A 26,101-nucleotide genomic window follows, 5' to 3' on the forward strand; every position below is an offset into this window, starting at 1 on the left:
TACATGGCGCAATGTGACGATTTTGTCACGATCGGTTACAAACGTAACGGCGACATGGCCTGAACCTGAACACAGGCTTGCCAGTCCGCCGCCTTACGCGCTGTATGTCCCCCATAACGGCAAAAGTGCCGGTAAAACGGGGGTTTTTATGACGCTTTCTCACCTTCTAGGGGCGACCGCGCTGGCGAGTTCGCTATTCGTAGCGGCTCCGAGCTTCGCGCAAACCGACCCTACGGTGGCCACCCTGCCAACATCCGCTCCAGACGATGGCCAGGCTACGAGCGCTGACGGCCAAGGGAGCGAAGGCGGCGAGATCACCGTTACTGGATCGCGCATCCGCCGCCCGAATCTCGAATCGAACCTACCGGTCACATCCATTAGCGGTGAGGAGTTTTTTCAGCGCGGTCAGAATAACATCGGCGATACGCTGAACGATCTTCCCCAGCTGCGCAGCACCGTCGGCCAGCAGAATCCAGGACTGGGTATCGGCATCCAGGGTCTGAACCTTCCGGATCTTCGTGGCCTAGGCACTCAGCGTACGCTCACGCTGGTGAACGGTCGTCGCCATGTTCCCGCCGACATTCAGAACAACGCCGTCTCGGTCGATCTCAACACGATCCCCAACGATCTTATCGAACGCGTCGACATCGTAACGGGTGCCAATTCGGCCGTGTACGGGTCTGACGCGATCGCGGGCGTGGTGAACTTCATCCTCAAGCGTGATTTCGACGGTCTTCAGATCCGCGGTGGGGCCGGTATTTCGGAATACGGCGCAGGCGGCAACCAGATCATTTCCGCAATCGCCGGCAAGAATTTCAACGAGGGCCGCGGCAACATCACGCTGGCTGCCGAATATGCACATCAGCAGCGCGTCTACGGCTCCGACATCCCCTTCTTCCGCCAGAATAACGGTTTTGCTGTCACACAGGTCGATCCGGCGGGATTGCCCAATGGCAGCGACGGCATCCCGGATCGGACCTTCGTTCGCGATATCCGCAGCGCGAGCATCCACCGGTGGGGCCTCGTTCCGATCACGCAGGCTGCCGGATCGCCGCTTTGCGGCACCGGTATCCGGAACGGCAGCTCGGCCGGCCTGCCGTATAACTGCACGTACATCTTCAATCCCGACGGCTCGCTGGTGCCGCAGACGGGTAGCCGCACCGGTACTGGGATCATCGGCGGCATCATCGGCGGCAATGGGCAAACGGGTCGTGAAGAAACGCAGCTTTCCGTGCTGCCGTATCAGGAGCGCGCCAACTTCAACATGCTGGGTCACTACGAATTCAGCAAAGCTGGCGGCACGTTCGGCGATGAACGCGAGCGCCCGCGCCTCGACAACCCGTTCCTGAACGGCGCAGCACGTACCACGATTGCCAATGCGGTTCTCGCGTCTGGCTTCCGCCCCAACCTGTCATCGCGCACCGCGCTGACGGCCGCGGATCGTGCGGCTATCGCGAACGGAACCTTCCGTTTCGTCAATTCGCGCAACTTGCTCGATCTCGGTCTGCGTGACGAATATGCCAAGCGCGACACCTACCGGATCGTCGGCGGAGTGCGCGGGGAATTCAACACCGACTGGTCCTACGAGCTGTCCGCGAACTATGGCCGGGTCGATCAGCGCACGACGGTTCAGGGCAACATCGTTACCCAGCGGTTCCTGCTTGCCATGGACTCGGGCCGCAATCCCGCGACTGGCCAGATACAGTGCCGCTCGCAGTTCGATCCGACCGCGGCGGTCGCCTATGATCCGAGCACCGGTGATGCCGCAGCTCTTGCCGCCGATATCGCGAATTGCGTACCCTATAATCCCTTTGGCGCTCCCAATAATACAGCCGCACGCAACTACATCGTTCAGGACACCGTATCGCGCGGCAAGCTTCAGCAACTCGTCTTGAGCGGCTTCGTCTCCGGCGATTTGAGTCAGCTATTCGAACTGCCAGGCGGCCCGATCAGTTTCTCGATCGGTGGCGAATACCGGCGTGAAGATGCTCGTTTCGAAGCAGACCCGCTGGTTCAGTCCGGTCGCACCTTCCTGAACGCCCTGCAGACCTTCGATCCGCCAGCCTTCGAAGTTAAGGAAGCGTACGGCGAGTTGCGTATTCCTCTCTTGCGCGATCTGCCGTTTATTCACGAACTGACGTTGAATGGCGCGGGCCGCGTCTCGGACTATAATGGCACCACGGGTACGATCTACACCTACAACGGCGGCGTCGAATGGTCGCCCATTCGCGATATCCGGTTCCGGGGCAATTACGGCCGTGCCGTTCGAGCGCCGAACTACACCGAAACAGGCTCCCCGCTCGGTCAGGATTTCGCACCGGGCTTCCAGGATCCCTGCCGCCCGACGAACATCGGTTCCGGCAGCCAGACCCGCGCAGCCAATTGCGCGGCCGATCTGGGCGCTCTTCTGAACGACCAGAATTTCCAAGGCCTTCCGGTATATTCTTTGGAAATTCTCAGCGGCAGCAACCCCAACCTGACGGCAGAGAAGTCCGACTCCTACACGCTCGGTGCCGTCTTCACGCCACGCTTTGCTCCCGGCCTGGGGCTCACGGTCGACTATTATAACATCAAGGTGAAGAACGTCATCGTTTCACCGACGGCGCAGTCGGTGGTCAACAGCTGCTACGATCTTCCCGATCTGAACAATCAGTTCTGTGCACTGATCCAGCGTTTCCGCGGCACCGGCGATGCCAGAGGCCCGAATGGCGAAGTTCCTGGTCAGATCCTGGACGGTACACTCAATCAGATTCCGCTCAACTTTGCATCGCGCAAGCGTGCGGGTATCGATACGGAACTGACGTACCGCACGGATATCGGTGCAACTACCAGTTTGTCGACGCGACTTTTGTACACGCACGTGTTGGCTAACAGCAACTATCAGGATCCAACCCGCCCGAACTATGAAAACCGCCTGCTTGGAGAACTGGGAAATCCAAAGGACGAGTTCCAGTTTACAGCCGATTTGACGCTCGATCGCGTAACACTGGGATATCGGGGACGGTACATCAGCTCGATGTTCGTCAACACCTACGAGGATCAGAACGGCCTTCAGGGGAGGCCTCCTGAGAATGCCGACTATGCCGACATCCTGAAATATCCGTCCGTCGTATATCACGACATTCGCTTGGACCTGCGGGTTGGCGAAGAGGGAAAGAAGGGCATGAACTTCTACGTCGGTATCGATAACGTCGCCGACAAGGAGCCACCGCTTGGCTCGACGGGTACGGGCGATGGTAGCTCGATCTACTCGATCCGTGGTCGCAGCTTCTATGCCGGCGTCCGCGCCCGGTTCTAAACGAAGCCGATGCGAGTTACCTTAGGGGCGGTGGTTTTCCACCGCCCCTTTTTCATGCTGTTGATCATGGAAGACGAATGACCGAAGACCCCGTCGCCCGTGCCGACCAACTTTTGCGTGAAGGCCATGCTCGCGAAGCCGTGGATTTGATCCTGGAGGCGAGTGCTTCAGGTCACGCCGACGCACTATTCCGCAATGCAATGTGGAAACTCGCCGGCGAACCGATCGCACGAGACCTACCCGGCGCGCGCGCACTTCTTCGTCGAGCGTCGACGCAGGGCAATGCAGATGCGACGCTCGTGGAAATCGCACTGACCGCCAATGGCAGTGGTGCTCCGAATGATTGGCCAGGTGCGCTGGCTTTGCTTGAGAGCATTGCCGATCATCATACTGTTGCAGCCGAGCACCGCGCGCTGCTGCGCCGCATGACCTTAACCATCGACGGCGGGCCGGCACATATTCCGACAGCCGAAAAAATCGGCAAGCACCCTTGCGTCCAGTACATTCCCCGGCTGTTCACGCAGGAAGAATGTCTTCACGTCGCGTACAGCGCTGCCGATTTACTGGAGCCGGCGATGGTCGCGGACCCTCGCACGGGAGCGAGCATTCCGAACGCCGTACGCACCTCCGACAGTGCCGTCATCGGCCCCACACGCGAAACGTTGGTTATCCAGGCGCTCAACCGTCGCGTCGCTGCCGTATCGAATACCGACTGGCGTCAGGGCGAGGCCCTGTCGGTTCTCCGTTATCGACCCGGCCAGCAGTTCCGGCCGCATATCGACGCGCTGCCTGCCACACGTAATCAGCGCATTCGAACCGTGCTCATTTATCTGAACGACGGTTTCTCGGGCGGGGCCACGTACTTTGTCCACAACGCGCTTAGAGTGACCCCGCGGATGGGGGATGCGATCATTTTCGACAATGTTCGCGCCGATGGATCGATCGATCCGACGACCAGACACGCCGGAGAGCCCGTCACAAATGGCGTTAAATGGCTCGCCACGCGCTGGATACGCGCTCGGCCCTTTAGCGTCTGGAACGGTCCCGAAAGCGCCGCCGACGATGTCAGATCCACCATCTCTTGAACCGCGCACCCAGGCTCGTCAGCAATTCGTATTGCGACACCCCCGATACCGCAGCCGCTTCGGGAAATACGAAGTCCAGCGCGAGCCACATTCCTTCATGCACCGATGGCGCCCTCGACACATCGATGGCGACAAGATCCATCGATACGCGGCCAATCACGGGCAGTGCCGTATCGCCCGCCCTTGCGGTTCCTGCGTTCGAGAACCCGCGAAAATAGCCGTCGGCATAGCCCAGATTGACGATCGCGACTTCCGTGTCGGTCGTCGCCGTCCACGTTGCGTTATACCCGACCGTCTGCCCAGTGCCGACCTGGCGGCGCTGGAGAACCTGCGCTTCGATCGCCGCCACCGGACGGATCGCGTCCGCTAAATCGGCGCGGGGAATGCCACCATATAGCGCCAGCCCCGGCCGGGTCAGGTCGAACGCATAATCCGTCCCCAGGCCGATCCCCGCCGAATTGGCGAGGCTCAGCCGGCGCGCCGACGTTCGACCGGCAAGGGCGGCGAAGCGATTGCGCTGGACCTCGTTCATCGCCGAATCTTCGTCCGCACAGGCCAGGTGACTCATCAGCGTCTTGAGTTCGAGGCCGTCGAGCAGACCCGCGGCGATGTCGTCGGTGGACACCCCAAGCCGGTTCATGCCGGTGTCGACCATCACATCGCACAGCCCGCCGCCAGCGGCCTTCCAGCGTGCGACCTGGCCCACGGTATTCAGGACCGGGCGTGCAAACCCGGCCGACGCCGCCGCCATGTCCTCGTCGCGGACGCCGTGGAGCACGGACACGGTCAGCCCGAGCGGCGCGAGTTCGGCGGCTTCCTGCCAGTTGGAGACGAAGAAATCTCGACAGCCAGCCGCAGCGAGGCGGCGCGCGACCTCGATCGCGCCGAGGCCGTAGCCGTTCGCCTTGACCGCCGCACCGCAGGCTGCGCGCCCGCTCATGCGGTCGAGCGTGCGCCAGTTCTGGACGAGGGCGTCGCCATCGAGGCGCAAACGGAGCGGGGCAGGAATGTCGATCACCGGGTGCGGGATAGTCCGCCGAACGGGGCGCGTCGACCGTCTATGCCGGTTCGATGCGGCCGACAGGCACGAACAGGCGACCGTCCTCGTCCTCCAACGTCGCGACGCGAACGCCGAAAACCTGCCCGAGCGTAGCCGGCGTGAGGACGTCGGCGACAGCGCCGAACGCTACGACACGACCGTCCGCTATCAACAGAGCGTCATCGGCGGTGCGCTGGGCCTGGACGAGGTCGTGGAGGACGATCGCCACGCCCGCCCCACCCGCCGCATAGGTACGCAGGCGCGCAAGCAGGTCGATCTGGTGCGACGGATCGAGGCTGGCGAGCGGTTCGTCGGCGAGCAGCCAGCGCGGCTCCCCCGCCAACACGCGCGCGAGCAGGACGCGGGCGCGCTCGCCGCCGGACAGTTCGGCGATCGGGCGATCCGCCAGATGCGTCGTTTCGGTGTCGTGCAGCGCTCGCGCGATCGCCGCGTGATCCTCGGGCGATGCCGCGGCATGCGCCCCCCGGTGCGGCAGCCGGCCGAGCGCTACGACGTCGCGCGCGACGATATTCCAATGCACCGTCGCATCCTGCGGCAGATAGCCGATCGCCCGCGCCCGCACCTTCGGGTCCATCGCCCGGACCTCCTGCGTATCGAGCCTGACGCTGCCGGACGCATAGCCGACGAGCGCGGCTGCCGCCTTGACCAGCGTGCTTTTGCCGGCGCCGTTGGGCCCGAGGATCGCGGTGACGCGACCGGGGCGCAGATGCGCGGATATGTCGTGCAGCACGGTGCGCTTGCCGAGCTTCACGCTCAGACGGTCGACGATCAGATCCATGCGCGGCCTCGCTCCCTGAACAGCAGCCCGAGAAAGAACGGCGCGCCGATCATCGCCATCGCGACGCCCAGCCGCACTTCGCCCGCACCCGGCGCAAGCCGCACGAGGCTGTCCGCGGCCAGCACGAGCGCCGCGCCGCCCAACGCCGACGGCAGCAGCAGCGCGCCCGGCCGGTGCCCGAATATCGGTCTCAGCAGGTGCGGCACGATCAGCCCGACGAACCCGATGACGCCCGTCACCGCCACCCCCGCCCCGACAACGAGGCCGGTCCCCAGCACGACGAGGACGCGGATACGGCCCATCCGTACGCCCAACGACCGTGCCGCCGTCTCGCCGAGCGACAACGAGTCGAGCGATCGCCCGGTCGTCAGCAGCAGGATCGTCCCGAGCAGCATCGGCGGCAGCGCGGAATATACGTCGGTCCACCCGCGATCGGTCAATGCGCCCATCAGCCAGTCCATGACCTCCGCCACTGCATAGGGATTCGGCGCGATCGAGATCAGGAACGTGGTCAGCGCGCCGGCAAGGCTGGTCAGCACGGTGCCGGCGAGAATGAAGGTGATCGCACTCGACGATCGCCAGGTCAGCGCGGCGAGCAGCGCGACCGCGCCGCCCGCCCCGAGCATCGCCGCGACGAAGATGCCGGGTCCGGTGCCGACCCCGAACACGATCGCGGCCACCGCAGCGAGCGCCGCGACCGACGACACGCCGACCACCGCGGGATCCGCCAGCGGATTGCGCAAATAGCCTTGCAACACCGCGCCCGACAGACCGAGCGTCGCCCCCAAGGCGAGCCCGAGCACCGCGCGCGGCAGGCGCAGTTCGAGGATGATCCACCAGCGCGGATCGGCCGAGAACCACGCGGACGGCGGCACCGATACTTTCCCGCAGCCGAGCGAAACACCGAACAGCGCTATCACGAGCAGCCCAAGCGCGAGCATTTTTAGCGTGCGGGTCATTGCCGCGAGTCCCCGCTCGTACCCAATTCCACCACCCCGGCGAAGGCCGGGGCCCAGTTGGGGGACGATCGTGACTGCGCGCAGCGCTCCATTACTCCGGCCTTCCCAACTGGGCCCCGGCCTCCGCCGGGGTGGTAAAGGCGGGCCATCATAGCCCCGCCCTTATCGCAGCCAGCCGCTCGAGCGCGGGCCGAATCGTCGGGCCGCCGCAGTTGATCAGCACACGCGGAAACACCGCTTGCGGCGTGGTCGGCAACAGCCGGTGGCGCAGTGCCGCCCCCCGCCCGACGCGCTCCGAGGCGATGACGACATCGGGCGGCTGCGTGACGATCGTCTCCGCCGACAGCGTACCGGTATGCGTCAGGCCGTAGCGCACCGCCGCGTTGCGCAACCCGACGCGGGTCATCATGTCGGTCAGCAACGTACCATCGCCGGTCGCCAGATCGCCGGTGATATAGAGTAGCGCGCCCGGCGGGTTGGCGCTGTGCCGCGTCCACTTGGCGACGGCGCGATCGATATCGGCATTGATCCGCGCGCCACCCGACGGCGCACCGACCGCATCGGCGATCTGCCTCACCTGCGCCTGGCTCTCGGCAATCGAATCGGGGATGCCGAGCAGCAACGTCTTCAACCCGGCCCGCGCATACGCCGCCTGCGTCGCCGCGGGCGTGTAGGTGCTGGCGATGACGAGATCGGGGTGCAGCGCGATCACCTCCTCCGCAGTGCCGGCGGTCGCGCGAAACCGCCGCGCGACCTCCAGCGGGATCGAGGTCCCGCCAGGATCCTGCGAATAATGACTGATCGCCGCGATCCGCGATGCCGGCACGATCCGCACCAGCACCGCATCGACGCATGGATTGGTCGAGACGATCCCCCCGCCGCCGCTTCCGCCCGGCGGCACGGAGCAGCCCCCGAGCATCGACGCGACCAGCAGCGTGAGGAGGATCGCCGCGCGGTTCACTTCAGACGCAACCGCACGCCGCCATAGGCTGCCCGACCATAGGTGCCGTAGCCGGCGATCGTCTGGTACGAGGCATCGGTGATGTTATCGACGCGGCCATAGACCGCGAACCGCTCGCCGATCGGGAACTCCGCCCGGACGCCGCCCAGCGCATAGCCGTCGAGCCGCACCGCATTGGCGGAGTCGTCGAAACTGTCGCCGACCATCGTTACCGTGCCGCCGATCGACAGCCCGAACGCGAACCGGTAATCCGCGTTGACGCTCGCGGTCTGCTCTGGCCGCCGCGCGAGGGTCTTGCCGAAATCGTCGCCGATCGACCGGTTTTCGGTGTGGATATAGCTGTAGTTCGCGGTGAGCGTTAGAGCATCGACCGGCCGCAGCGCCAGCGTGAACTCGGCGCCATCGGCCTCGGCACGCGCGACGTTGTCGTACACGCCGAACGGACGGTTGGCGCAGATCGAGCCGGGTGTCGTCAGCTCGGTAGGGCTGCAATCGCGGAAGTCGATCTGGTTGCGCGAGCGTCGGTTGAAATAGGTGACGCCGACGCGCGCCCGGTTGCCGAGAAACGCCTGTTCGACGCCGACATCGAAGTTACGCGCGGTCTCGGGATCGAGGTTGCGGTTCCCGTAGTCGGAGAACAGCTGGTACAAGGTCGGCGCCTTGAAGCCTTCGCCGTAGCTCGCGCGGACGGTGGTGCCGGTCCGCAACGCGAGCGCCGCATTGGCGCCGAACGTCGTGTGGTTGCCGAAATCGTCGTGATCGTCGTTGCGGACGCCGCCGGTGACCGTGAGGATATCGATCGGCTTGACGATCAGCTGGCCATAGACGCTGGTGATGCCCGTGTCGGCAGAGCTGAAGCCGTCGTTATAGCGACTGTTCTCCCGCTCGACGCCCGCGACGACGCGCACCTGATCGAGCGGGCGAAAGTCGCCCTGATATTCGTAGCGCTCGCTGCGACCGCGCCCGATGAAGCTCGGGTCCGTGCCGAAGGTCGGATCGTAATTGTCGCGGTTGATGTCGGCGATCGTGAACGCCACGCGGTTGTTGAACCTCCCATCGGCGAAGTTCGCATGAAGCCCGGCATAGCCATAGATCTCCTGCGTCTTCGAATATTCTGGGTCGTCCGCCAGGACGAAATCGGGCGCCGGAAAGCCGTCGATGTCGACCTTGCTGTCCGCATAATAGCCGCGCAGGTCGAGGCCGATGCCCGGCGCGAACTCGACGCCCAGCCGCCCGGCCGCGCCATATTGGCGATAGCCGTCGCGCTCGGTGCCGCTCGCCGCCGACGAGATGCCGTCGGTCCGCAGATAGCCGCCGGTCAGCGAGCCCGAGACCGGTCCCTTGGCGCCCGACACGCCCGCACTCGCGAACACGCTGTCGGCATAGCCATATTCGGCGTTGGCGCGGGCCTGCACGCCTTCGGTCGGCGTCGCCGTGATGATGTTGACGACACCGCCGATCGCCTGGCTGCCCCACGGCACCGAGTTCGGCCCACGCAACACTTCGATCCGCTCGACCGAGCTCGACAGCAGGTTGGCGAAGTTGAAGCCGCCACCGGTCGACGACGGATCGTTGACGCGGACGCCGTCGATCACGACCAAGGTCTGGTCGGATTCGGCGCCGCGGATCCGCACGCCGGTCAGCGCGCCGACCGAGCCGTTGCGCGTGACGGTGACGCCCGGCGTGGTCGCGAGCAGGTCGGACACCACCGTGGTCTGGCGGCGCTCGATCTCGGCGCGGTCGATCACCGTCACCGCCTGACCGACTTCGCTCGCGGGTTGCGCGACGCGAGCGGCGGTGACGACCAGTTCGGGCGTATCGCCGTCGGGAATGGATTGTGCGTAGGCGGGCGACGCGATCGCTGCCGCTGCGCTCAGAAGTAGGAATGTTTTCGTCATCGGGCACGTCCTGAACAGAACCGCCTGCGACCATTCGCAGTGCGGCCAGACGTCTCTCGCTCGAGGATGCCCCATGGGAGCCTCTCGTCCGCGCCGGACACCCGCCCGCGCAGTGGATCGACCGTGAGAGGGAGGTCTCCTGGCTTCCGGGTCTTCGCGCCCACCCCGCCTTCCCAGGCTGTCACCCAGTGGCCTATTCGGGGTGGCCGCTATCCGGTCACAGTTGCGGGTACAGCGCCGGTCTTGCGGCTCTGGTCATGACGACCCTCCCGCGCACCGACTTCCCTTTTGATCCCGTCGCCGGGAACCCTTCACGTCACCGCCATTAGTCGCAGCCCAGACACGGGTCAACGCAGGCCATAGCGGAGCCCAACCCAGATCGTTCGCGGCGTCGCGCGCTCGATGATGTTCCCCCCGCTGATCCCCGCCTGGACGCGCTCGTTCAACATGTTTTCGGCGCGCAACTCGGCGACCAGCCTTCGCATAATCGGCAGTGCCGCATAGCCGTCGAGCGTGGTCGCGGGCGCAAGCACCCGCGTATTCTGGTCGTCGTCGAACTGCCGACCGATGTGGCGCACCGTCAACGAAAGCGCGGCGGCATCGCGGCGCCAGTCGACCGTTCCCGACACCGCGTCGCGCGGCGTCTGCGCCGGCCGCAATCCGTCGAGCGCCGCGGTGATCCCCGATCCCTCGACGGTCGAATTCGTATGCGACCACGACGCCTGCACGCCGAACGCGCCGGGACGATACGACGCATCGAGTTCGAACCCGTGCGCGCGGATCGAGTCGAGATTCTGGCGGACGCGGTAGGTCGTGACGCCCGGCAACACCTGCGCCGGGCTGGTGGTCGTAACGTTGGCGATCGCATCCTTGAGCCGGTTGTAGAAATAGGTCGCAGCAATGTTGACACTTCGCGCGGGCGTCAGCGTGACGCCGCCCTCGACCCCGGTCAGCCGCTCGGGCGAAAGCAGTGCGTTCGCGGCGGTGGCGTCGTTGCCGACGCGGAACGGGCGATACAGTTCGTTGAGCGTCGGCAGCCGCCAGCCGCGATACCCCGCGGCGCGCAGCGTGATCGCCTCGGCGGGCTGGTAGGCGATACCGGCGCGCCCGGTCGTCTCGGTGCCGTCGCGGTCGGCGTAGCGCTGGTTGGTCAGCGCAGGTCCGACGGCGAGCGGCCGTTCGGACAGATAGCCGCCGTCGATCGACCACCAATCGACGCGCCCGCCCAGGCTGAAGGTGAAGTCGCCGGCGACCAGACTGCCGTCCGCGAACAAGCCCGTCGTCGTCGTGCTCCCGCCTGCCTCGCGCCGCCGCGTCGGGACCGCCGCGACGAAGGTGTAGAGTTCCTGCGTCTTGCCGCTGACATCGCGAACATCTGCGCCCAGCCGCAGCGTGATGCTCTCGCCCAGCGGCGGCAGGATCTCGATCCGCCCGCCAAGCCCGGTGGCGGGCGTATTATACTGGTCGAGCGACTGGATCGCGGTCGTACGCGCGGCATTGACGCTGTTGAAGCTGCTCGCGAACGCGCGCGTCTGCATATAGGCGAGCGCTGAATAGCCCCAGTCGCCGCGCCCGATCAGCCGGATGCTCGCATCGGCGCCCTCGCTTCTATTATCGGTGAAATCGGACCCACGATCGCGCCGGTCGGTGAAGGCGCTGGCGTTCACCTGCAACTCGGTCTTCGCGCCGATCCCGACGACGGTCCTGATCGCACCCGATGCCTGCTCGTACGGCGCGGGCCGATCGACGATCCCGCGACTGTCGGGCACGGTCGGCGTGAAACCGTCGCCGCGCGCATAGGCGCCGGACAGCGTCGCGAACCCGCCCTCGCGGACCAGCGCAGCCGAACCCTGCGCATCGACCGAGTCCCGGCTGCCATAGGCGACACTGCCCTGAAACGGCGTCAGGTCGCCAGGCGTTGCGCTTTCGAGTTCGACCGTACCGGCCAGCGCCCCCGGCCCCTGATACCCACTGCCGCCGCCGCGCGTCACGCGGATGCGACCCAGCCGTCCGGTCGCATAGGCGGGAAACGCGACCCACCCGCCGAACGGATCCGCCTGTGGCACGCCGTCGAGGATCAGCAGCGCGCGGCTCGACGCGTTACCGCCGATTCCGCGCAACGAAATGCCCTGGCTGGTCGGGTTGGCGCTGCGCGAATCCGAGCGGCGGAACTGCTGCAAGCCGGCGACATCGGCGAGCACGCTCTCCAGCCGGTTGCTGGCATTGGCGTCGATCCGGTCGCGCTCGATCGTGACGATGTCATAGGCGCGATCGCCCGGCGCCGGCGCCAGCCCGCGCCCGGTCACGACGATATCGGGTGCAGGTTCGGGGGTCGATTGCGCGATGGCAGCGCCGGACGACAGGAGGACGCAAACGAGTGCAGAGATCGGGAGGCGAATCATCGCCGGCGCATGGCAGCTTTACCCCGTCTCTGGAAAGCGGGCAGACCGGCCGATCGCCGCTCAGCTATCGGTACGCAGGCGGTAGCCGACCCCCAATTCATTGGCGATCACGCTGCCGACCGGATCCGGCGCCTCGAGTTTCTGGCGCAGGTTGCGGATCACGATGCGGAGATATTCGATCCGCGGATCCTCGTCGCCACCCCATGCTGCGGCGATGATCTTGTCGTGCGTGACGACTCGCCCGCTGTGCCGGGCCAGCACCGCAAGCACCTCGTGCTCCTTGCGCGTCAGATGCAGTTCCTCGCCGTCGCGCGTGACGACGCGGCGATCGAGATCGATCGTCAGGCCACCCTTCCGCACGAGCTTCGGTGCGGTGTCGGCAGTGGCCCGATGCCGCAGCGCGACGCGCAACCGCGCGAGCAGTTCGTCGCTGTCGAACGGCTTGGTGACGAAATCGTCCGCACCGAGATCGAGCGCGGCGACCTTCTCGTCGGTCGCGTCGCGCGCGGACACCACCAGGATCACCGCATCGCCGTCGCGCCGCAACACCGGGATCAGGCTCAGGCCATCCCGGTCGGGCAACCCCAGGTCGAGCAGGATCGCGCTCGGGTGCTCGGCCGCCGCGCAGGCGATCGCACTGCGCGCGTCGACCGCTTCGACCACTGCATAGCCGGCGCGCTCCAGCGTATTGCGGAGCAGGCGGCGGATCGAGATTTCATCGTCGACGACGAGGATCTTCGCGGGCATCAGATCGCGCTTTCGGGTGCGACGTTGCGCACGATGAGAGGGGACGGGAACACCAGCGTGAACGCGGCGCCGGGCTCGTCGATGCGATTGCCGGCTTCGACCATCATCCCCATCGCCTCGGCGAAGGCCTTGACGATGGCAAGCCCCAACCCGGTCCCGACGATCTCGCGGTCCGATCCTTCGAGCCGGCGGAACGTCTCGAACACCTCGGCCTCGCGACCCGGCGGCAGGCCCGCACCGTGGTCGAGCACCGCCAGCCTGAGCTCGCCGTAGCGATGCCGCCCCTCGACGACGATCTCGGTACCGGGGTCGCCGTAGCGCCCGGCATTGTCGAGCAGGTTGAGCAGGCAGTGATGCAGCAGCTGCGGATCGACCCGGACCAGCGGCAGGTCGGGCGGCACGTCGAGCCGGACGGCATGCCCCTCCAGCGCGCGGCGCGCATCATGCGCGGCACCGGCGACCGCATCGCTGAGATCGGTCGCCTCGATGTTGAGCTTGAGCGCGCCGGCCTCGACCCGTGCCATGTCGAGCAGATTGGCGACGAACCGGTTGAGCCGCGCCGCCTCGGTCTTGATCGTCGCGATCAGGTCGGGAGTGGCACCGTGATCGAGTTCGTTCGCCGCCGCGATCACCGCAGTCAGCGGCGTGCGCAGATCGTGGCTGACCGACGACAGCAGCGCCGCGCGCAGCCGATCGCGCGTCCGCACCGCGTCGACATCGCGCATCTCGGTCTCGAGCCGCAGCCGTTCGAGCACCAGCGCGGACTGATCGACCAGACTGGTGAGCAGCGGCAGCTGATCGGCGCGAACCGGATCGCCGCTGTTCTCCCGCGCGATCCCGAGCACCGCCAGCGTCCGCCCGCCCGCCTTGACCGGCTGGAACAGCCATTCGGACGCGGCCAGCGTCGCCGATCCCTTGCCCGCCGCCGCGCCGGCATCGAACGCCCAGTTCGCGGCGGCGAGATCCATCGTGTCGAGCCGGTAGTCCGCGGTGCTCGCGGCCTGCACGGTCAGCCCGGCGCCGGTCGTCGGGGCGAGCAGGACCGACTGCACCGCGAAGACCTGCGCGACGTCGTCGCAGATCATCCGCGCCGCCACCGCCGGATCGTTGATCGCACTCAGTTGTCGCAGGAACCCCGCCAGCGTCGCGTTGGTCTGCGCGCTCGCCGCCGCGAGGTCGGCCTGCGCCCGCACCCGCGAGGTGAGCTGGCTGGTCGCGATCGCCACGCCGAGCAGGACGAAGATCGAGATCAGGTTCTCGGGATTGCTGATGCTCAGCGTCCCGACCGGCGGCAGGAAGAAGAAGTTGTACGCGAGACTGGACGCGATCCCGGCGAACAGGCCGGTGCGCAACCCGAACAGGCTAGCCGCCACCATCACCGGCAGCAGGTACAGCAGCGCGACGTTGCCGAGATCGAGGATATGGAACAACGCGCTGGCAACCGTCGTGATCGCCGCGACCAGCGCGAGCGTGATCGCATAGCCGGTCGGCGAGCCCCAGCCCGCCTTCGACCGCCGCCATGCCAGCGCGGACGTCCTGGTTTCGGTTTCCATCGGCAGGACGTGGACGGTGACTCCGCTCGTCCCGCGGATCAGCCGATCGACGATCGATCCGTGGATGAATTCGAACGCACGCGAGCGGCGCGACTTGCCGACGACGAGCTGGGTTGCACGCGCGTGGATCAGGAAGCCTTGGATACCCTCCACCACCGACGCGGCCGGCACCGTCGCGACCGCCGCCCCGAGCTGAGTCGCCAGCGTCATCGCCGCGGCGACGCGCTGATGCTGGGCATCGGTGAAGTGCGCGGTGCGGGGCGTTTCGATGAACAACGCCGTCCACGGGCCATGCAATCCGTCCGCGACTCGCTTGGCCGCACGCACCAGGCCATCGACGCCGGGCAGTTCGTTGATCGCGACGACGATCCGGTCGGTGCCCGCCCATGTCCCGCCGATGCCGATCGCGCGGACATGATCGAGCATCTGCGCGTCGACCGCCTGCGCGGCACGCCGCAACGCGAGTTCGCGCAACGCCGACAGGTTGGATTTGGAGAAGAAATGGCTGAGCGCGCGGGTCGCCTCGTGCGGCAGATAGACCTTGCCCGCCTTGAGCCGCTCGATCAGCTCGTCGGGCGGGATATCGACGACCTCGATCTCCGCGAGTTCCAGGATCCGGTCGGGCACGGTCTCGCGCACCCGGACCCGCGTGAAACTGGCGACGATGTCGTTGAGGCTCTCGACGTGCTGGATGTTGATCGTCGAATAGACGTCGATCCCCGCCGCCAGCAGTTCCTCGACATCCTGATAGCGTTTGGGATGGCGGCTGCCGGGGGCGTTGGTATGCGCGAGTTCGTCGACGAGCGCGAGCCGGGGCGCGCGGGCGAGGATCGCGTCGATGTCCATCTCCGCCAGGACGCGCCCTTCATAGGCGACGTCGCGACGCGGGACGATTTCCTGCCCGCGGGTCAGCCGTCCGGTTTCTACCCGACCGTGCGTCTCGACGATACCGATAACGACGTCGACACCGTCGCGCCGCCGCGCCGCGCCTTCGGACAGCATCTCGAAGGTCTTGCCGACCCCCGGTGCCGCACCGAGGAAGATCTTGAGCTTCCCCCTCCCCTCCTGCTCGGCCTGACGCAGGAGGGCATCCGGATCCGGACGATTGTCGCTGTTGCCCGGATCGCTGACCGGCATCAGCGCGGCAGGGCGTCCAGCGCGCGGTTCATCGCCAGCACGTTGACGTGCGGTTCGCCCAGGATCGACGTCTCGGTCGCGGTGGCGACGATCGTCCTCACCCGGTCGACCGGGATGCCGCGGACCCGCGCGATGCGCGGTGCCTGGACGGCGGCGGCGGCCGGCGACAGATCGGGATCGAGCCCCGATCCGCTCGCGGTGACGAGGTCGGCGGGCAGCGGCCCCGTCACCCCTTCGGCGCGGCGTTTGGCGACGTCGGGCGTCACCCGGTCGACCAGCGCGTGCGAGGCCGGGCCGAAATTGGACCCCGACGACGCCAGCCCGTCATAGCCCTTGCCCGCGGCGGACGGGCGCGTCTGGAAATACCGGTCCCCGACGAACGCCTGACCGACCACCGTCGAGCCGACCACCTGGCCGTTCTGAGTCACCAGACTGCCGTTCGCCTGCGACGGAAACACGGCCTGGCCGACCCCCGTCATCGCCAGCGGGTACGCCAGCCCGAGAAGTGCCGCGAACAGGATCGTCATGACGATCGCGGGTCGCAGTGCGGAGGTGAGATCCTTGCCCATGGTATTGTCCTTATGCGAGGCCGAGGCCACCGACCACAAGGTCGATGATCTTGATGCCGACGAACGGCGCGATCAGCCCGCCCAGTCCGTAGATTGCGAGGTTGCGCGCGAGCAGCGGGCCCGCCCCCATCGGCGTGTACTTCACGCCGCGCAGCGCGAGCGGCACGAGGCAGGGGATGATGACCGCGTTGAAGATGATCGCCGACAGGATCGCGCTTTCGGGCGATCCCAGCCGCATCACGTTGAGCACGCCGAGCCCCGGATACAGCACGACGAACATCGCCGGGATGATCGCGAAGTATTTCGCCACGTCGTTGGCGACCGAGAAGGTCGTCAGCGCACCACGCGTCATCAGCAACTGCTTGCCGAGGCCGACGACCTCGATCAGCTTGGTCGGATCGCTGTCGAGATCGACCATGTTGCCCGCCTCGCGTGCCGCCTGCGTGCCGGTGTTCATCGCCACGCCGACATCGGCCTGCGCCAGTGCGGGCGCGTCGTTGGTGCCGTCGCCGCACATCGCGACGAGCTTGCCGCCCTGCTGTTCCTGGCGGATCAGCGCCAGCTTGTCCTCGGGCGAAGCCTGCGCGAGGAAGTCGTCGACCCCCGCCTCGGCGGCGATCGCGGCGGCGGTCAGCGGGTTGTCGCCGGTGATCATCACCGTGCGGATGCCCATCGTCCGCAGCTCGCCGAAGCGTTCGCGGATGCCTGCCTTGACGACGTCCTTCAGGAAGATCGCGCCGAGCAGCCGGCCGTTCTTCGCGACCGCCAGCGGCGTGCCGCCGGCGCGCGCGATCTCGTCGGTGATCCGGCGGAGTTCGGTCGCGGCCGCGGTCTGGCCGACGCCCGGATTGGCCTTCAGGATCGAGTCGACCGCACCCTTCTGGACCAGCATGTCCGCGGTCCGCACGCCCGAGATCCGCGTCTGCGCGGTGAACGGGATCACTTCCGCGCCATCGGGCAACACGCTCGTCGTGACGCCGAACCGCTCGCGCGCCAGCACGACGATCGAGCGGCCCTCGGGCGTCTCATCCGCCAGGCTGGCGATCAGCGCGGCTTCCGCCATCTCGGCATCGCTCGCACCGCCGACCGCGCGGAACTCGCTCGCCTGGCGATCGCCGATCGTGATCGTGCCGGTCTTGTCGAGCAGCAGGACGTCGATGTCGCCCGCCGCCTCGACCGCACGCCCGGACTTGGCCAGCACGTTGAACCGCACCAGACGGTCCATGCCCGCGATGCCGATCGCCGACAGCAATGCGGCGATCGTCGTCGGGATCAGCGTGATCAGCAACGCCGCGAGCATCGCGACCGGGATCGAGCCGCCCGCATAGCTGGTGAAGCCGGGGATCGTGCCGACCGCGATCAGGAAGATGATCGTCAGGCCGACCAGCAGCAGCGTCAGCGCGATCTCGTTGGGCGTCTTCTGCCGCTCGGCGCCTTCGACCAGCGCGATCATGCGGTCGAGAAAGCCCTTGCCCGGTTCGACCGTCACCTTGACGCGGATCTCGTCGGAGATGACGCGCGTCCCCGCGGTCACCGCCGAGCGATCGCCACCCGCCTCGCGGATCACCGGCGCGCTCTCGCCGGTGATCGCCGCCTCGTTGACCGAGGCGACCCCCGACACGACCTCGCCGTCGGACGGGATCAGGTCGTTGGTTTCGACCAGCACCACGTCGCCGACCTTCAGCGCACTGGCCGGAACGCTCTCATGCTCGCGACCATCGCCTTTCAGGCGTTTGGCGACGAGGTCCGCCTTGGTGGCACGCAGCGAGGCCGCCTGCGCCTTGCCGCGCCCCTCGGCGAGCGCTTCGGCGAAGGTACCGAACAGCACCGTCAGCCACAGCCATATGACGAGCTGCAGCTTGAAGCCGATGCTCAGGCTGTCGTGGCCGACGACCAGCAGCACGGTCATCAGCGCGGCGACGACCGCGGTGACGAACATCACCGGGTTGCGGATCAGCTCCTTCGGGTTGAGTTTGACGAACGAAGCCGTGATCGCCGGCACCACCAGGTCGGCGGTGAACAGGCTCTTGCTCTGCGAACGGCTTTGCGAATTCTGGGCCATGATGGCGCCCCCGTCAGGACAAAGTGCCGCGGATCATCGTGAGATGATCGGCGATGGGACCGAGCGCGAGGCTCGGCAGGAAGGTCAGGCCGCCCAGGATCAGCACGATGCCGACGAGCAGACCGACCCACAGGCCACCGGTCGTCGGGAACGAACCCGCGCTTTCCGGGGTGTATTTCTTCGCGGCCAGGCTGCCGGCGATCGCCAGCATGGGCACGATGATGAAGAACCGCCCGACCCACATCGCAACGCCCAGCAGGCCGTTGTAATAGGGCGTGTTGGCGCTCAGCCCGGCGAACGCCGACCCGTTGTTGCCGACCGCGCTGGTGAAGGCATAGAGGATCTCCGAGAAGCCATGCGGCCCCTTGTTGAGCGGCCCCGCCAGCCCCTGCGCCAGCACCGACGACAGCGCGGTGAGACCGAGGATCATCAACGGCAGCACCGCGATCGCCAGCACCGCAAGCTTCACTTCACGGCTCTCGATCTTCTTGCCGACATATTCGGGCGTGCGACCGACCATCAGCCCGGCGACGAACACCGCCAGGATCGCGAACAGCAGGAAGCCGTAGATGCCGGCGCCGACGCCGCCGATCACGACCTCGCCCAGCTGGATGTTGAACAGCGGGATCATCCCGCCCAGCGCGGTGAAGCTGTCGTGCATCGAATTCACTGCGCCGCACGAGGCCGCGGTGGTGACGACCGAGAACAGCGCGGACGCGGCGATCCCGAAGCGGACCTCCTTGCCCTCCATGTTGCCGCCCGCGACGCCGAGATGGTGCAGCACGGGGTTGCCGGCGGCTTCCTGCCAATAGGTCACGGTGACGCCGGCGAGGAACAGGATCACCATCGCCGACAGGATCGCCCAGCCCTGCTTGGTGTTGCCGACCGCCTTGCCGAACGTCCAGGTCAGGCCGAACCCGATCAGAAAGATCGACAGCATCTGGACCAGGTTGACCAGCGCGGTCGGGTTCTCGAACGGATGCGCCGAGTTCGCGTTGAAGAAGCCGCCACCATTGGTGCCGAGCATCTTGATCGCTTCCTGGCTGGCGACGGGCCCGATCGCGAGGACCTGCTTGACGCCCTCGATCGTGGTCACGTTGACCGTGGCGGCCAGCGTCTGCGGCACGCCGCTGGCGATCAGGAACACCGTATAGACGATGCACAACGGCAGCAGCAGGTACAGCGTGATGCGCGTCATATCGGCCCAGAAATTGCCGATCGCCTTCGATTCACGCCGCGCGAACCCGCGGAACAGCGCGAACGCCAGCGCGATGCCGGTGGCGGCGCTCAGGAAATTGTGGATCGTCAGGCCGAGCATCTGGCTGAGGTTCGACATCGTCGACTCACCCGAATAGCTCTGCCAGTTGGTGTTGGTGGTGAAGCTGACCGCGGTGTTGAATGCGAGGTTCGGCGAGAGCCCGGCGAGCCCCTGCGGGTTACCCGGCAGCACGCCTTGCAGGCGCAGCACCGCATAGGTGAACGCCATCAACGCGACGTTGAACACGAGCATGTGCAGCGCATACCGCCGCCAGCCCTGCTCGGCCTGCGGATCGACCCCGGCGAGTTTGTAGAAACCGCGCTCGACGGGTCCGAGGACGACGTGGAGCGGGGTGCGGCGGCCTTCGTAGAGCGCGAACAGCCACAGGCCGACCGGTTTGGTCAGCGCGAGCAGGATGGCGACGAAGCCGAGGATCAGGAACCAGCCCTGGAATGTCATGATGCCGCCTCCTTCAGAAGCGTTCGGGGCGGATCAGAACCGCCACCAGGTAGATGAGCAGGCCAAGCGCAGTCAGTGCCGCGAGCCAGAGATCGAGAGTCATCGCATCCCCCTCATGCGTTGTCGCACAGGCGGGCATAAGCAAGCGTCGCCGCCACCAGCCCGACCATGACGAGGATCCAAATAAGGTCTTCCATTTTTAGGCCCTCCTGCTCGCGTCGACTAGAAATGAAGGATCGCATCGCCCGACAGGGCAACGAGATACCGCTTATTCGCGACTATGCTTAAATTAGAATTGCCGTTGAAGGCGTTAGCGTCGAGCGCGCGGTAATACGCGACTTCGGGTCGTATCTCGATCTGGGGCGAGAACCAGTGTTGATAGCCGATCGCACCCGCGACGTAGCGAGTCTTCGCGCCGGTACGCTGACCCTTCTCGTCGTCGAGATACTCGCCGCGCAAGGTGATGTTGTTGAGCGGCGTCGGCGTGAAGTTCAGATAGGCGAGCGCCGATTGCGCATGCGCCGAGCACCGCAACACGTCGACGCTGTTGCACTGCGCCAGGCTGGGGGCGTTGAACGGCAGACGCTGCGGGCTGAACGGCGTGCCGCCCATCGCATACGCGTTCTGGACGACGGGGTTCAGCCCGTTCGGCACGTTCTTCTGGTAGAGATTATAGCTTTCGAACGCGACATGCCACTTGTCGGTGAAACGGTGATAATAGGTCAGACCGCTCCACTGCAGATTGTTGTAGCCCCACTCGCCGTTGTTGATCGCGTTGGTGCAGACGTAAAACGAGTCCCGTCCGCTATTCGACTGGTAGCGGACGCAGCCCGTGAACGAGGCCTGCGCGCCGGGATCCTTGCGATAGGTCGTGCCGGGGTAGAGCGGATTGGGAAAGGGGTTCGTCACCCGCTTGCCGACATTCCACAACGCGGTCTCGCTGCCATCGGTGACGGCGCCCTGGACGAACCAGTTCTTCGTCACCGCCAGCGTCGCCATGACGCCGGTGTTCGTATAGTTATCGAACGTGTACGTCATCGAATGCGAATACATGTAGTTGTTCGGCGCGAGCTGCGCCTCGATATCCGGCGCCGCGATGAACCGGCCGACCCTGATCACCAGACCCTGCGCGATCTTCGGAATATAGACCTCGCCGTAGACCATCGGCAGATCGTAGCCATAGTCGTTGTTGTGCTTCAGCAGCTGGTTGCTGAACAGACCCAGCGAGGTGGTATAGCGGTAATCGACGCCGTAGATCCCGGCGACGCGGAACCCCCAGTCGACATGGTCCTGCTGCACCGTATCGGGCGTGCGCTCGACATAGACGACGGCCTGGTCGAGCTGGATCCGGCGAGGCTGATAGTCGTATGCCGCGGGCGCATTGCCCCCCGGCACGGACGACGAGCTGTAATTGCCGCCGACATCGAGCCAACCATAGACCTGGACATGCGCGCTCGCGAGCGCCCGGCCGATGCCGGTGGGGGCGATCGCGGTCATCAACGGGCTGTCGACGGATGCTGGCCGGTTCGCACCGATGCTCGTCGCACCGCCATAGGGCCATTCGGTAAACGGCAAGGGCGGCGTCGTCGCAGGCTGGGCGGGCCATCCTTCGCGGCGCGACGCCGGCGCATTGGGATCCGACGGCGCACTGGCATGCCCCATCTCCAGCGCATAATAGCGCGTGAACCGGGTAAGGACACCGTCGCCGAGATTGTCCGTCGTATAGACCCCGCTGGCGTTCGACGCGCCCGCGCTCGAGGGGTTGGCGTTCGACGGATTGGTGCTCGATAGGTCGGCGCTCGACGGGTTGGTGCTCGATACGTTGGCGGGCACGCCGGCGGGCGAGTCCGCAGGCGCGGCGACCGCGGCATCGCCGACCGTCTGCGCATGCGCTGCTACGGCCGGCAGCCCGAAGGTGCACAGGAACGCAGCAAAAGCTTTCTTCATTACTTCCCCCTTGATCGACCACCGTTGAACGGCCTCCGTTGAACGACGTGGCGACGGTGTTGAGGGCAGCGCATCTGGCGTAAGGCCCATAGCAATTCGAGACCGATTCCAGCGTTTCGCGTATAGCCGGCGTATAGTCGGGCCCGCACAGCCGAATTATCGGACCCGACGCTCAGGTCGGACACCCGGCTCCGAGGCAGTTAACCGGCACGGGGATTAGCGATACCTGATCCTGGGTATCACCCAGATCGATCGCGAAGAGAGTCGTGCGACGATATGTAGCACCCGCAACTCGATCGCAGGCGCGATGTGACGCAGAGTGCTGGATGCCCAAACGTCCCTGCCCACTGCCGCCGCCACGCCGCGACGGTTGCCGCATGCCGCTGCCAAGCTCGGATCGGCTTTACGTATAAGAGCACTTTTCTTCGTCATGCCGGGCTCGTTCCGCGCGCTGCGCGCCGGCCGCGCTCGATCATCTTCTCGAACGCCAGCTTCTTGACCAACGCCTTGGCGCGCTTGTCACTGAAGGCCAGCACCAGCGCGATCTGGCGCATTGCAGGACTGCGGCCGTGCTCGAGGATGTAGTGGGATATGAAATCAAGCGCCTGCTGCTTTAGGCTCGCTCCCGCCGACAGCACCTCTCAATAAACGCCCATTATTCCCTCAGGCCCGCCTATCTGATCATAAAAAGAAACGATGTTTGGCACTAGCCAATTATCTTGATCAGAAATGGATCATTCATCGCATCTTAGATCGCTGCCCCCCTCTTGCGAAGATCACCTTCAACGCAGAAGAGGTTTGTATATCACTAATCCCCCGCGGCATCGGCATATCGCTCAGGATTTTCGAAAGGCAAACACTTGGATCTTATTGCATTATTAAACGACGCGGTCGCCAAAATTCCTAGTGGAGATCATTCTCAAGGTCTAAATGCCATTGTCCGCCACGTAAACAACGCCATACGCCATATAGAAAGAGATCAAAATCTCGATCCGGACTCATGCACCGATGCTATTTACCGTACAAATCAAGCTTACGAGGGATCGCTGAAAGAGGCATATCGCGTTCTGGCAGGAAAGGATCCATCCGGACTTAGCCCCTTTCAGATAGAAGGGTATCTTGAATCTAACAATACCGTGCGTCCACGCGTGTTAACGCAGTTAACTAGATACAGGAAAGATTATCGCAACCCTTCCGCGCATGACTACAAACTTGACTTCGATAATGACGAAGCCCTACTAGCAATAGTTTCCGTCTGCGGATTTGCAATATTGCTTTTGAACCAAATAAGATCAAAGATTGAATCCACAGCAGCTCAGGCTAGAGTTGCTGTCAATACTTTAGTTAATAATAATACTAGCACTTTATCTAATGCGGAAAAGGTTGCCGCTATCTGCCTAGCCTACACTAGAGAGAGTACAAACGTAGATTGGTATGAATATGAAAGGGGAATTGCTGAGTCTTTAGTTGCATATGGATATAACGCAGATGTCCAGTTTGATGAAAATAACGATGACTTAAACGAAAACACCTTATGGGACGTAATCGTTCGTGATAACGACTATGTCATCGGAATAGACTCAAGGCTCAGCCGTAGATACCGCACCGATCTCAAGCCGATGACTATGGTAGGATATGATACTACGCTATCGCACGATAACTTCAACGCTGCCGTGATAACGGTTCGGTCGTCAAAAGATACAGATTACCGCCTGTACCATGCTGCTAAGGCCCCTTACCCACTCTACATAATATGCGACCCTGCTGACACTGATCAACTAACGCTGTCGGAGGAATCTCTTGGAACGCTTACCGACGTCAGCAGTTTGGCCGAGCAGCTCGGTGTCAGCCACACAACAAAATAACTTTTCATCCGACCTGAAGGTGGGGCGGAGCAGCACTGCCCTCACCGCCCCGGACACCGAACTCGTGCACGGTCTGCTTCCCTTACGCGGCGGATGTCCTATCCGCCGCAGGCTTACTAAACCGTGGAAAATGCGTCGTTCTCGAAGTGCTACAGGGGATGGACCCCGGCGATACCCCTGTAGGCGGCGCTAATGCAATACGTTCATATTGGATGTAAAAAACGATCTCGGACCCGCGTCTTTTCAGCAATTTGCTCGTGGCTACGGCATTACAAATCCGCCGCGAACGATGGAACCTGCTGTGCCCCACAATATCAATTACGAACTGCTGACAGAGATTGAGCTAGCTGTCGCATCGCGTGCAAAAACCGCTGGCGAGCGGCGACGCCATCTAGATCAAGCGGCAGTCTATGCGACGCTCGGCGAGAAGTACCGCGACGAACGTGCGCTCTTGGTTCTTGCCGAATAGGTTCTCGTGCGGCGGAGAGACCCTCCGCCGCAGCGGACATCACCCCACTACAACTATGCCCCTCGGAGGCTGCGGATTCGTGATATCTCCGTATGGATTTCCGCTGTAGTCATGGGGATCAAAAGCATCAGGCTGGTATTCACGGCAATACGGCGCGCCTTGATCCGCCCAACATTCGTTGAAGGACTCGTACCCGCCTTATTCCGGCCCTGAACAGTTGCGGTTAATGCGGTTGCACAGTCCGGTATTTCCGGATGTTTGCGCAAGGAGGATTTGCGGTGCAGAAAGCAATCCTGCAACCGTTAATGCTTGTAATATCAGCCTCATGTCTACAACCTCCGTCGTTCGACCGTCGGAAGACGGTACTTCCGGGCTAGGGAGGGCAGGATCACACGCCTTGTCGAGCTTATTGGCCCGACTGGGGTATTTCTGGGACAATTGTGCCATACTAAACCATTAACCCGTGGATTTCCGCAAGGCGCGGACGGGCTTCGGAGCGTATGGTGGACAGTCTCAATATCGGCTGACGGCGGAGTTTCCAGATGGCCTTGATGCCGCCGGTCGGCGGGCGGTCACCGAAGCGATGTGCTCGGAACTAAAAACCATCGGCATGATGTACGTAGCAGCGATCCATGCGCCTGATCACCATAATGATCGCCGCAATGGTCATCTGCACATCGCTTGTCATGACCGACCGGCCAAGACGATTGGGGACCGATGGGACTTCGAGATCGCGGAGCCCGTTGCGGGACAGCATGACCGGATCCGCTATTCCATGGCGTCCATCCTCAGGCGTCGAGGCGTCGACAAGGATCAACTCGCAGTCGCCCTGGACCATCAGGCGCTCAATACGACAACCGAGCGCTATGCGACGCTCGACCCTGAAGACCCCCGCTACCTAGAGAGCGTCCGCGCAATGCTGGAGGAGTTGATTGCCGACTTGCTGCAGAAAGCGACGGTTCCGCTTCACGCAAAACGCACGCAAGTCGTCAACACAAGTGGCGGCTCTAAAAAACAAAAACCCCGCCATCCCAACTGGAATGGCGGGGTTTTAATGGTGGGCGTGGCAAGGATTGAACTTGCGACCCCTGCGATGTCAACACAGTGCTCTACCACTGAGCTACACGCCCGCCGGACGGCTCCACTAGCCGCGGTTATCGCGGCGTGCAAGCGTTCAATGCATCCCCGTCACATTATCCATCTCGAACAGCCGATCGACCTCGGCGACGAGGTCGCGCAGATGGAACGGCTTCGACAGCACGCGGGCGTTCGGCATTGCCCGCCCGGCCTTCAGCGTGACCGCCGCAAAGCCGGTGATGAACATCACGCGCAGGTCTGCGCACATCTCCCCTGCCTTCTGCGCGAGCTCGATCCCGTCCATTTCGGGCATGACGATATCGGTCAGCAACAGGTCGAACGTCTCGGTTTCAAGCAATGGGATCGCCGCGGTGCCACGGTCGACCGCGGTCACCGCATAGCCCGACCGTTCGAGCGCACGCGTCAGATATTCGCGCATGACCTGATCGTCTTCGGCCAGCAGGATTCGCAACATCGATCTAAAGTCCCGTTTTCGCACAGCATCGTTGCAGCCGAC

20 protein-coding genes, 1 tRNA gene and 1 riboswitch are annotated in these 26,101 nt (G+C 64.5%); of the genes, 4 read left to right on the forward strand and 17 right to left on the reverse strand.

Translation table 11 applies throughout. From position 1 onward, the window contains the following. Positions 1–148 precede the first annotated feature (148 nt). Together C8J47_RS09780 and C8J47_RS09785 are read left to right on the forward strand one after the other, a co-directional pair. The gene (locus C8J47_RS09780) at positions 149–3,298 is read left to right on the forward strand and encodes a TonB-dependent receptor domain-containing protein (RefSeq protein WP_121885519.1); all 3,150 of its coding nucleotides are present in this window, start codon (positions 149–151) and stop codon (positions 3,296–3,298) included. Between the two features lie 77 nt (positions 3,299–3,375). Further along, on the forward strand, positions 3,376–4,383 hold the full coding sequence (locus C8J47_RS09785; RefSeq protein WP_121885520.1) for a 2OG-Fe(II) oxygenase: 1,008 nt from the start codon (positions 3,376–3,378) through the stop codon (positions 4,381–4,383). Here the strand turns inward: C8J47_RS09785 and alr are convergent. The 14 genes from alr to C8J47_RS18895 all read right to left on the reverse strand — a co-directional run bounded on the left by alr (position 4,364) and on the right by C8J47_RS18895 (position 22,811). Further along, a complete protein-coding gene (alr, locus tag C8J47_RS09790) occupies positions 4,364–5,392 on the reverse strand; it encodes an alanine racemase (protein WP_121885833.1) in 1,029 nt (342 codons plus the stop codon). The two genes, C8J47_RS09785 and alr, sit on opposite strands and share 20 nt — an antisense overlap. 49 nt (positions 5,393–5,441) lie before the next feature. Beyond that, a complete protein-coding gene (locus tag C8J47_RS09795) occupies positions 5,442–6,221 on the reverse strand; it encodes an ABC transporter ATP-binding protein (protein ID WP_121885521.1) in 780 nt (259 codons plus the stop codon). Beyond that, positions 6,212–7,180 carry an iron ABC transporter permease gene (locus C8J47_RS09800; protein ID WP_121885522.1) on the reverse strand — a complete coding sequence of 323 codons (969 nt, stop codon included), beginning with the start codon at positions 7,178–7,180 and terminating at the stop codon, positions 6,212–6,214. The genes C8J47_RS09795 and C8J47_RS09800 overlap by 10 nt, the downstream gene beginning before the upstream one ends. 148 nt (positions 7,181–7,328) lie before the next feature. Further along, positions 7,329–8,141 carry an ABC transporter substrate-binding protein gene (locus tag C8J47_RS09805; RefSeq protein ID WP_259467472.1) on the reverse strand — a complete coding sequence of 271 codons (813 nt, stop codon included), beginning with the start codon at positions 8,139–8,141 and terminating at the stop codon, positions 7,329–7,331. Beyond that, positions 8,138–10,039, reverse strand: coding sequence for a TonB-dependent siderophore receptor (locus C8J47_RS09810; RefSeq protein ID WP_121885523.1), 1,902 nt, complete (start codon positions 10,037–10,039; stop codon positions 8,138–8,140). The genes C8J47_RS09805 and C8J47_RS09810 overlap by 4 nt, the downstream gene beginning before the upstream one ends. A 111-nt stretch (positions 10,040–10,150) precedes the next feature. Continuing rightward, a riboswitch (cobalamin riboswitch) is annotated at positions 10,151–10,367 on the reverse strand. 19 nt (positions 10,368–10,386) lie between these two features. Next, positions 10,387–12,441 (reverse strand): TonB-dependent receptor, encoded by a 2,055-nt coding sequence (locus C8J47_RS09815; protein ID WP_121885524.1) that lies wholly within the window; start codon positions 12,439–12,441, stop codon positions 10,387–10,389. Positions 12,442–12,501: 60 nt separating this feature from the next. After that, entirely contained in the window at positions 12,502–13,188 is a 687-nt protein-coding gene (locus C8J47_RS09820; RefSeq protein ID WP_060527207.1) for a response regulator transcription factor, read from the reverse strand. Then, positions 13,188–15,878: a sensor histidine kinase KdpD gene (locus C8J47_RS09825; protein WP_121885525.1), complete on the reverse strand. Its 2,691-nt coding sequence runs from the start codon at positions 15,876–15,878 to the stop codon at positions 13,188–13,190. The genes C8J47_RS09820 and C8J47_RS09825 overlap by 1 nt, the downstream gene beginning before the upstream one ends. Further along, positions 15,878–16,447 (reverse strand): potassium-transporting ATPase subunit KdpC, encoded by a 570-nt coding sequence (kdpC, locus tag C8J47_RS09830; RefSeq protein ID WP_121885835.1) that lies wholly within the window; start codon positions 16,445–16,447, stop codon positions 15,878–15,880. Before kdpC ends, C8J47_RS09825 begins: the two co-directional genes overlap by 1 nt. A 10-nt stretch (positions 16,448–16,457) precedes the next feature. After that, positions 16,458–18,509, reverse strand: a complete 2,052-nt coding sequence (gene kdpB / locus C8J47_RS09835) for a potassium-transporting ATPase subunit KdpB (protein ID WP_056055255.1) — start codon at positions 18,507–18,509, stop codon at positions 16,458–16,460. A 13-nt stretch (positions 18,510–18,522) separates the two neighbouring features. Then, complete coding sequence (gene kdpA / locus C8J47_RS09840) at positions 18,523–20,226, reverse strand: potassium-transporting ATPase subunit KdpA (protein ID WP_121885526.1); 1,704 nt, start codon at positions 20,224–20,226, stop codon at positions 18,523–18,525. Between the two features lie 13 nt (positions 20,227–20,239). Then, the gene (gene kdpF / locus C8J47_RS09845) at positions 20,240–20,329 is read right to left on the reverse strand and encodes a K(+)-transporting ATPase subunit F (RefSeq protein WP_022685962.1); all 90 of its coding nucleotides are present in this window, start codon (positions 20,327–20,329) and stop codon (positions 20,240–20,242) included. 119 nt (positions 20,330–20,448) lie between these two features. Beyond that, positions 20,449–22,173: an outer membrane beta-barrel protein gene (locus tag C8J47_RS09850; RefSeq protein ID WP_220683365.1), complete on the reverse strand. Its 1,725-nt coding sequence runs from the start codon at positions 22,171–22,173 to the stop codon at positions 20,449–20,451. A gap of 428 nt (positions 22,174–22,601) precedes the next feature. Further along, complete coding sequence (locus tag C8J47_RS18895) at positions 22,602–22,811, reverse strand: hypothetical protein (RefSeq protein ID WP_147454306.1); 210 nt, start codon at positions 22,809–22,811, stop codon at positions 22,602–22,604. A 222-nt stretch (positions 22,812–23,033) separates the two neighbouring features. Between C8J47_RS18895 and C8J47_RS18900 the strand changes: the two genes are divergently transcribed. Together C8J47_RS18900 and C8J47_RS09855 are read left to right on the forward strand one after the other, a co-directional pair. Continuing rightward, positions 23,034–24,038: a hypothetical protein gene (locus C8J47_RS18900; RefSeq protein ID WP_147454307.1), complete on the forward strand. Its 1,005-nt coding sequence runs from the start codon at positions 23,034–23,036 to the stop codon at positions 24,036–24,038. A gap of 208 nt (positions 24,039–24,246) precedes the next feature. Beyond that, complete coding sequence (locus C8J47_RS09855) at positions 24,247–24,507, forward strand: hypothetical protein (RefSeq protein WP_147454308.1); 261 nt, start codon at positions 24,247–24,249, stop codon at positions 24,505–24,507. Between the two features lie 595 nt (positions 24,508–25,102). On the opposite strand, the gene C8J47_RS09860 is transcribed toward C8J47_RS09855, so the two are convergent. The 3 genes from C8J47_RS09860 to cpdR all read right to left on the reverse strand — a co-directional run bounded on the left by C8J47_RS09860 (position 25,103) and on the right by cpdR (position 26,059). Beyond that, positions 25,103–25,345: a hypothetical protein gene (locus C8J47_RS09860; RefSeq protein ID WP_121885528.1), complete on the reverse strand. Its 243-nt coding sequence runs from the start codon at positions 25,343–25,345 to the stop codon at positions 25,103–25,105. Positions 25,346–25,562: 217 nt separating this feature from the next. Continuing rightward, positions 25,563–25,637 (reverse strand) — tRNA-Val (locus C8J47_RS09865). A 44-nt stretch (positions 25,638–25,681) separates the two neighbouring features. After that, positions 25,682–26,059, reverse strand: a complete 378-nt coding sequence (cpdR, locus tag C8J47_RS09870) for a cell cycle two-component system response regulator CpdR (protein ID WP_060527212.1) — start codon at positions 26,057–26,059, stop codon at positions 25,682–25,684. Positions 26,060–26,101: the final 42 nt, after the last annotated feature.

This window comes from Sphingomonas sp. PP-F2F-G114-C0414 (genome assembly GCF_003688595.1).
Lineage (GTDB): Bacteria > Pseudomonadota > Alphaproteobacteria > Sphingomonadales > Sphingomonadaceae > Sphingomonas.

Excerpts from the sequence above, each read along its gene's own strand:
- C8J47_RS09815 (WP_121885524.1), bottom strand. The coding sequence starts at position 12,441 with ATGATTCGCCTCCCGATCTCTGCACTCGTTTGCGTCCTCCTGTCGTCC.
- C8J47_RS09820 (WP_060527207.1), bottom strand. The coding sequence starts at position 13,188 with ATGCCCGCGAAGATCCTCGTCGTCGACGATGAAATCTCGATCCGCCGC.
- kdpF (WP_022685962.1), bottom strand. The coding sequence starts at position 20,329 with ATGACTCTCGATCTCTGGCTCGCGGCACTGACTGCGCTTGGCCTGCTC.
- kdpC (WP_121885835.1), bottom strand. The coding sequence starts at position 16,447 with ATGGGCAAGGATCTCACCTCCGCACTGCGACCCGCGATCGTCATGACG.
- C8J47_RS09780 (WP_121885519.1), top strand. The coding sequence starts at position 149 with ATGACGCTTTCTCACCTTCTAGGGGCGACCGCGCTGGCGAGTTCGCTA.
- C8J47_RS09800 (WP_121885522.1), bottom strand. The coding sequence starts at position 7,180 with ATGACCCGCACGCTAAAAATGCTCGCGCTTGGGCTGCTCGTGATAGCG.
- C8J47_RS09860 (WP_121885528.1), bottom strand. The coding sequence starts at position 25,345 with ATGGTCCAGGGCGACTGCGAGTTGATCCTTGTCGACGCCTCGACGCCT.
- cpdR (WP_060527212.1), bottom strand. The coding sequence starts at position 26,059 with ATGTTGCGAATCCTGCTGGCCGAAGACGATCAGGTCATGCGCGAATAT.
- C8J47_RS09810 (WP_121885523.1), bottom strand. The coding sequence starts at position 10,039 with ATGACGAAAACATTCCTACTTCTGAGCGCAGCGGCAGCGATCGCGTCG.
- kdpB (WP_056055255.1), bottom strand. The coding sequence starts at position 18,509 with ATGGCCCAGAATTCGCAAAGCCGTTCGCAGAGCAAGAGCCTGTTCACC.
- C8J47_RS09825 (WP_121885525.1), bottom strand. The coding sequence starts at position 15,878 with ATGCCGGTCAGCGATCCGGGCAACAGCGACAATCGTCCGGATCCGGAT.
- C8J47_RS09795 (WP_121885521.1), bottom strand. The coding sequence starts at position 6,221 with ATGGATCTGATCGTCGACCGTCTGAGCGTGAAGCTCGGCAAGCGCACC.
- C8J47_RS09850 (WP_220683365.1), bottom strand. The coding sequence starts at position 22,173 with ATGAAGAAAGCTTTTGCTGCGTTCCTGTGCACCTTCGGGCTGCCGGCC.
- C8J47_RS09785 (WP_121885520.1), top strand. The coding sequence starts at position 3,376 with ATGACCGAAGACCCCGTCGCCCGTGCCGACCAACTTTTGCGTGAAGGC.
- kdpA (WP_121885526.1), bottom strand. The coding sequence starts at position 20,226 with ATGACATTCCAGGGCTGGTTCCTGATCCTCGGCTTCGTCGCCATCCTG.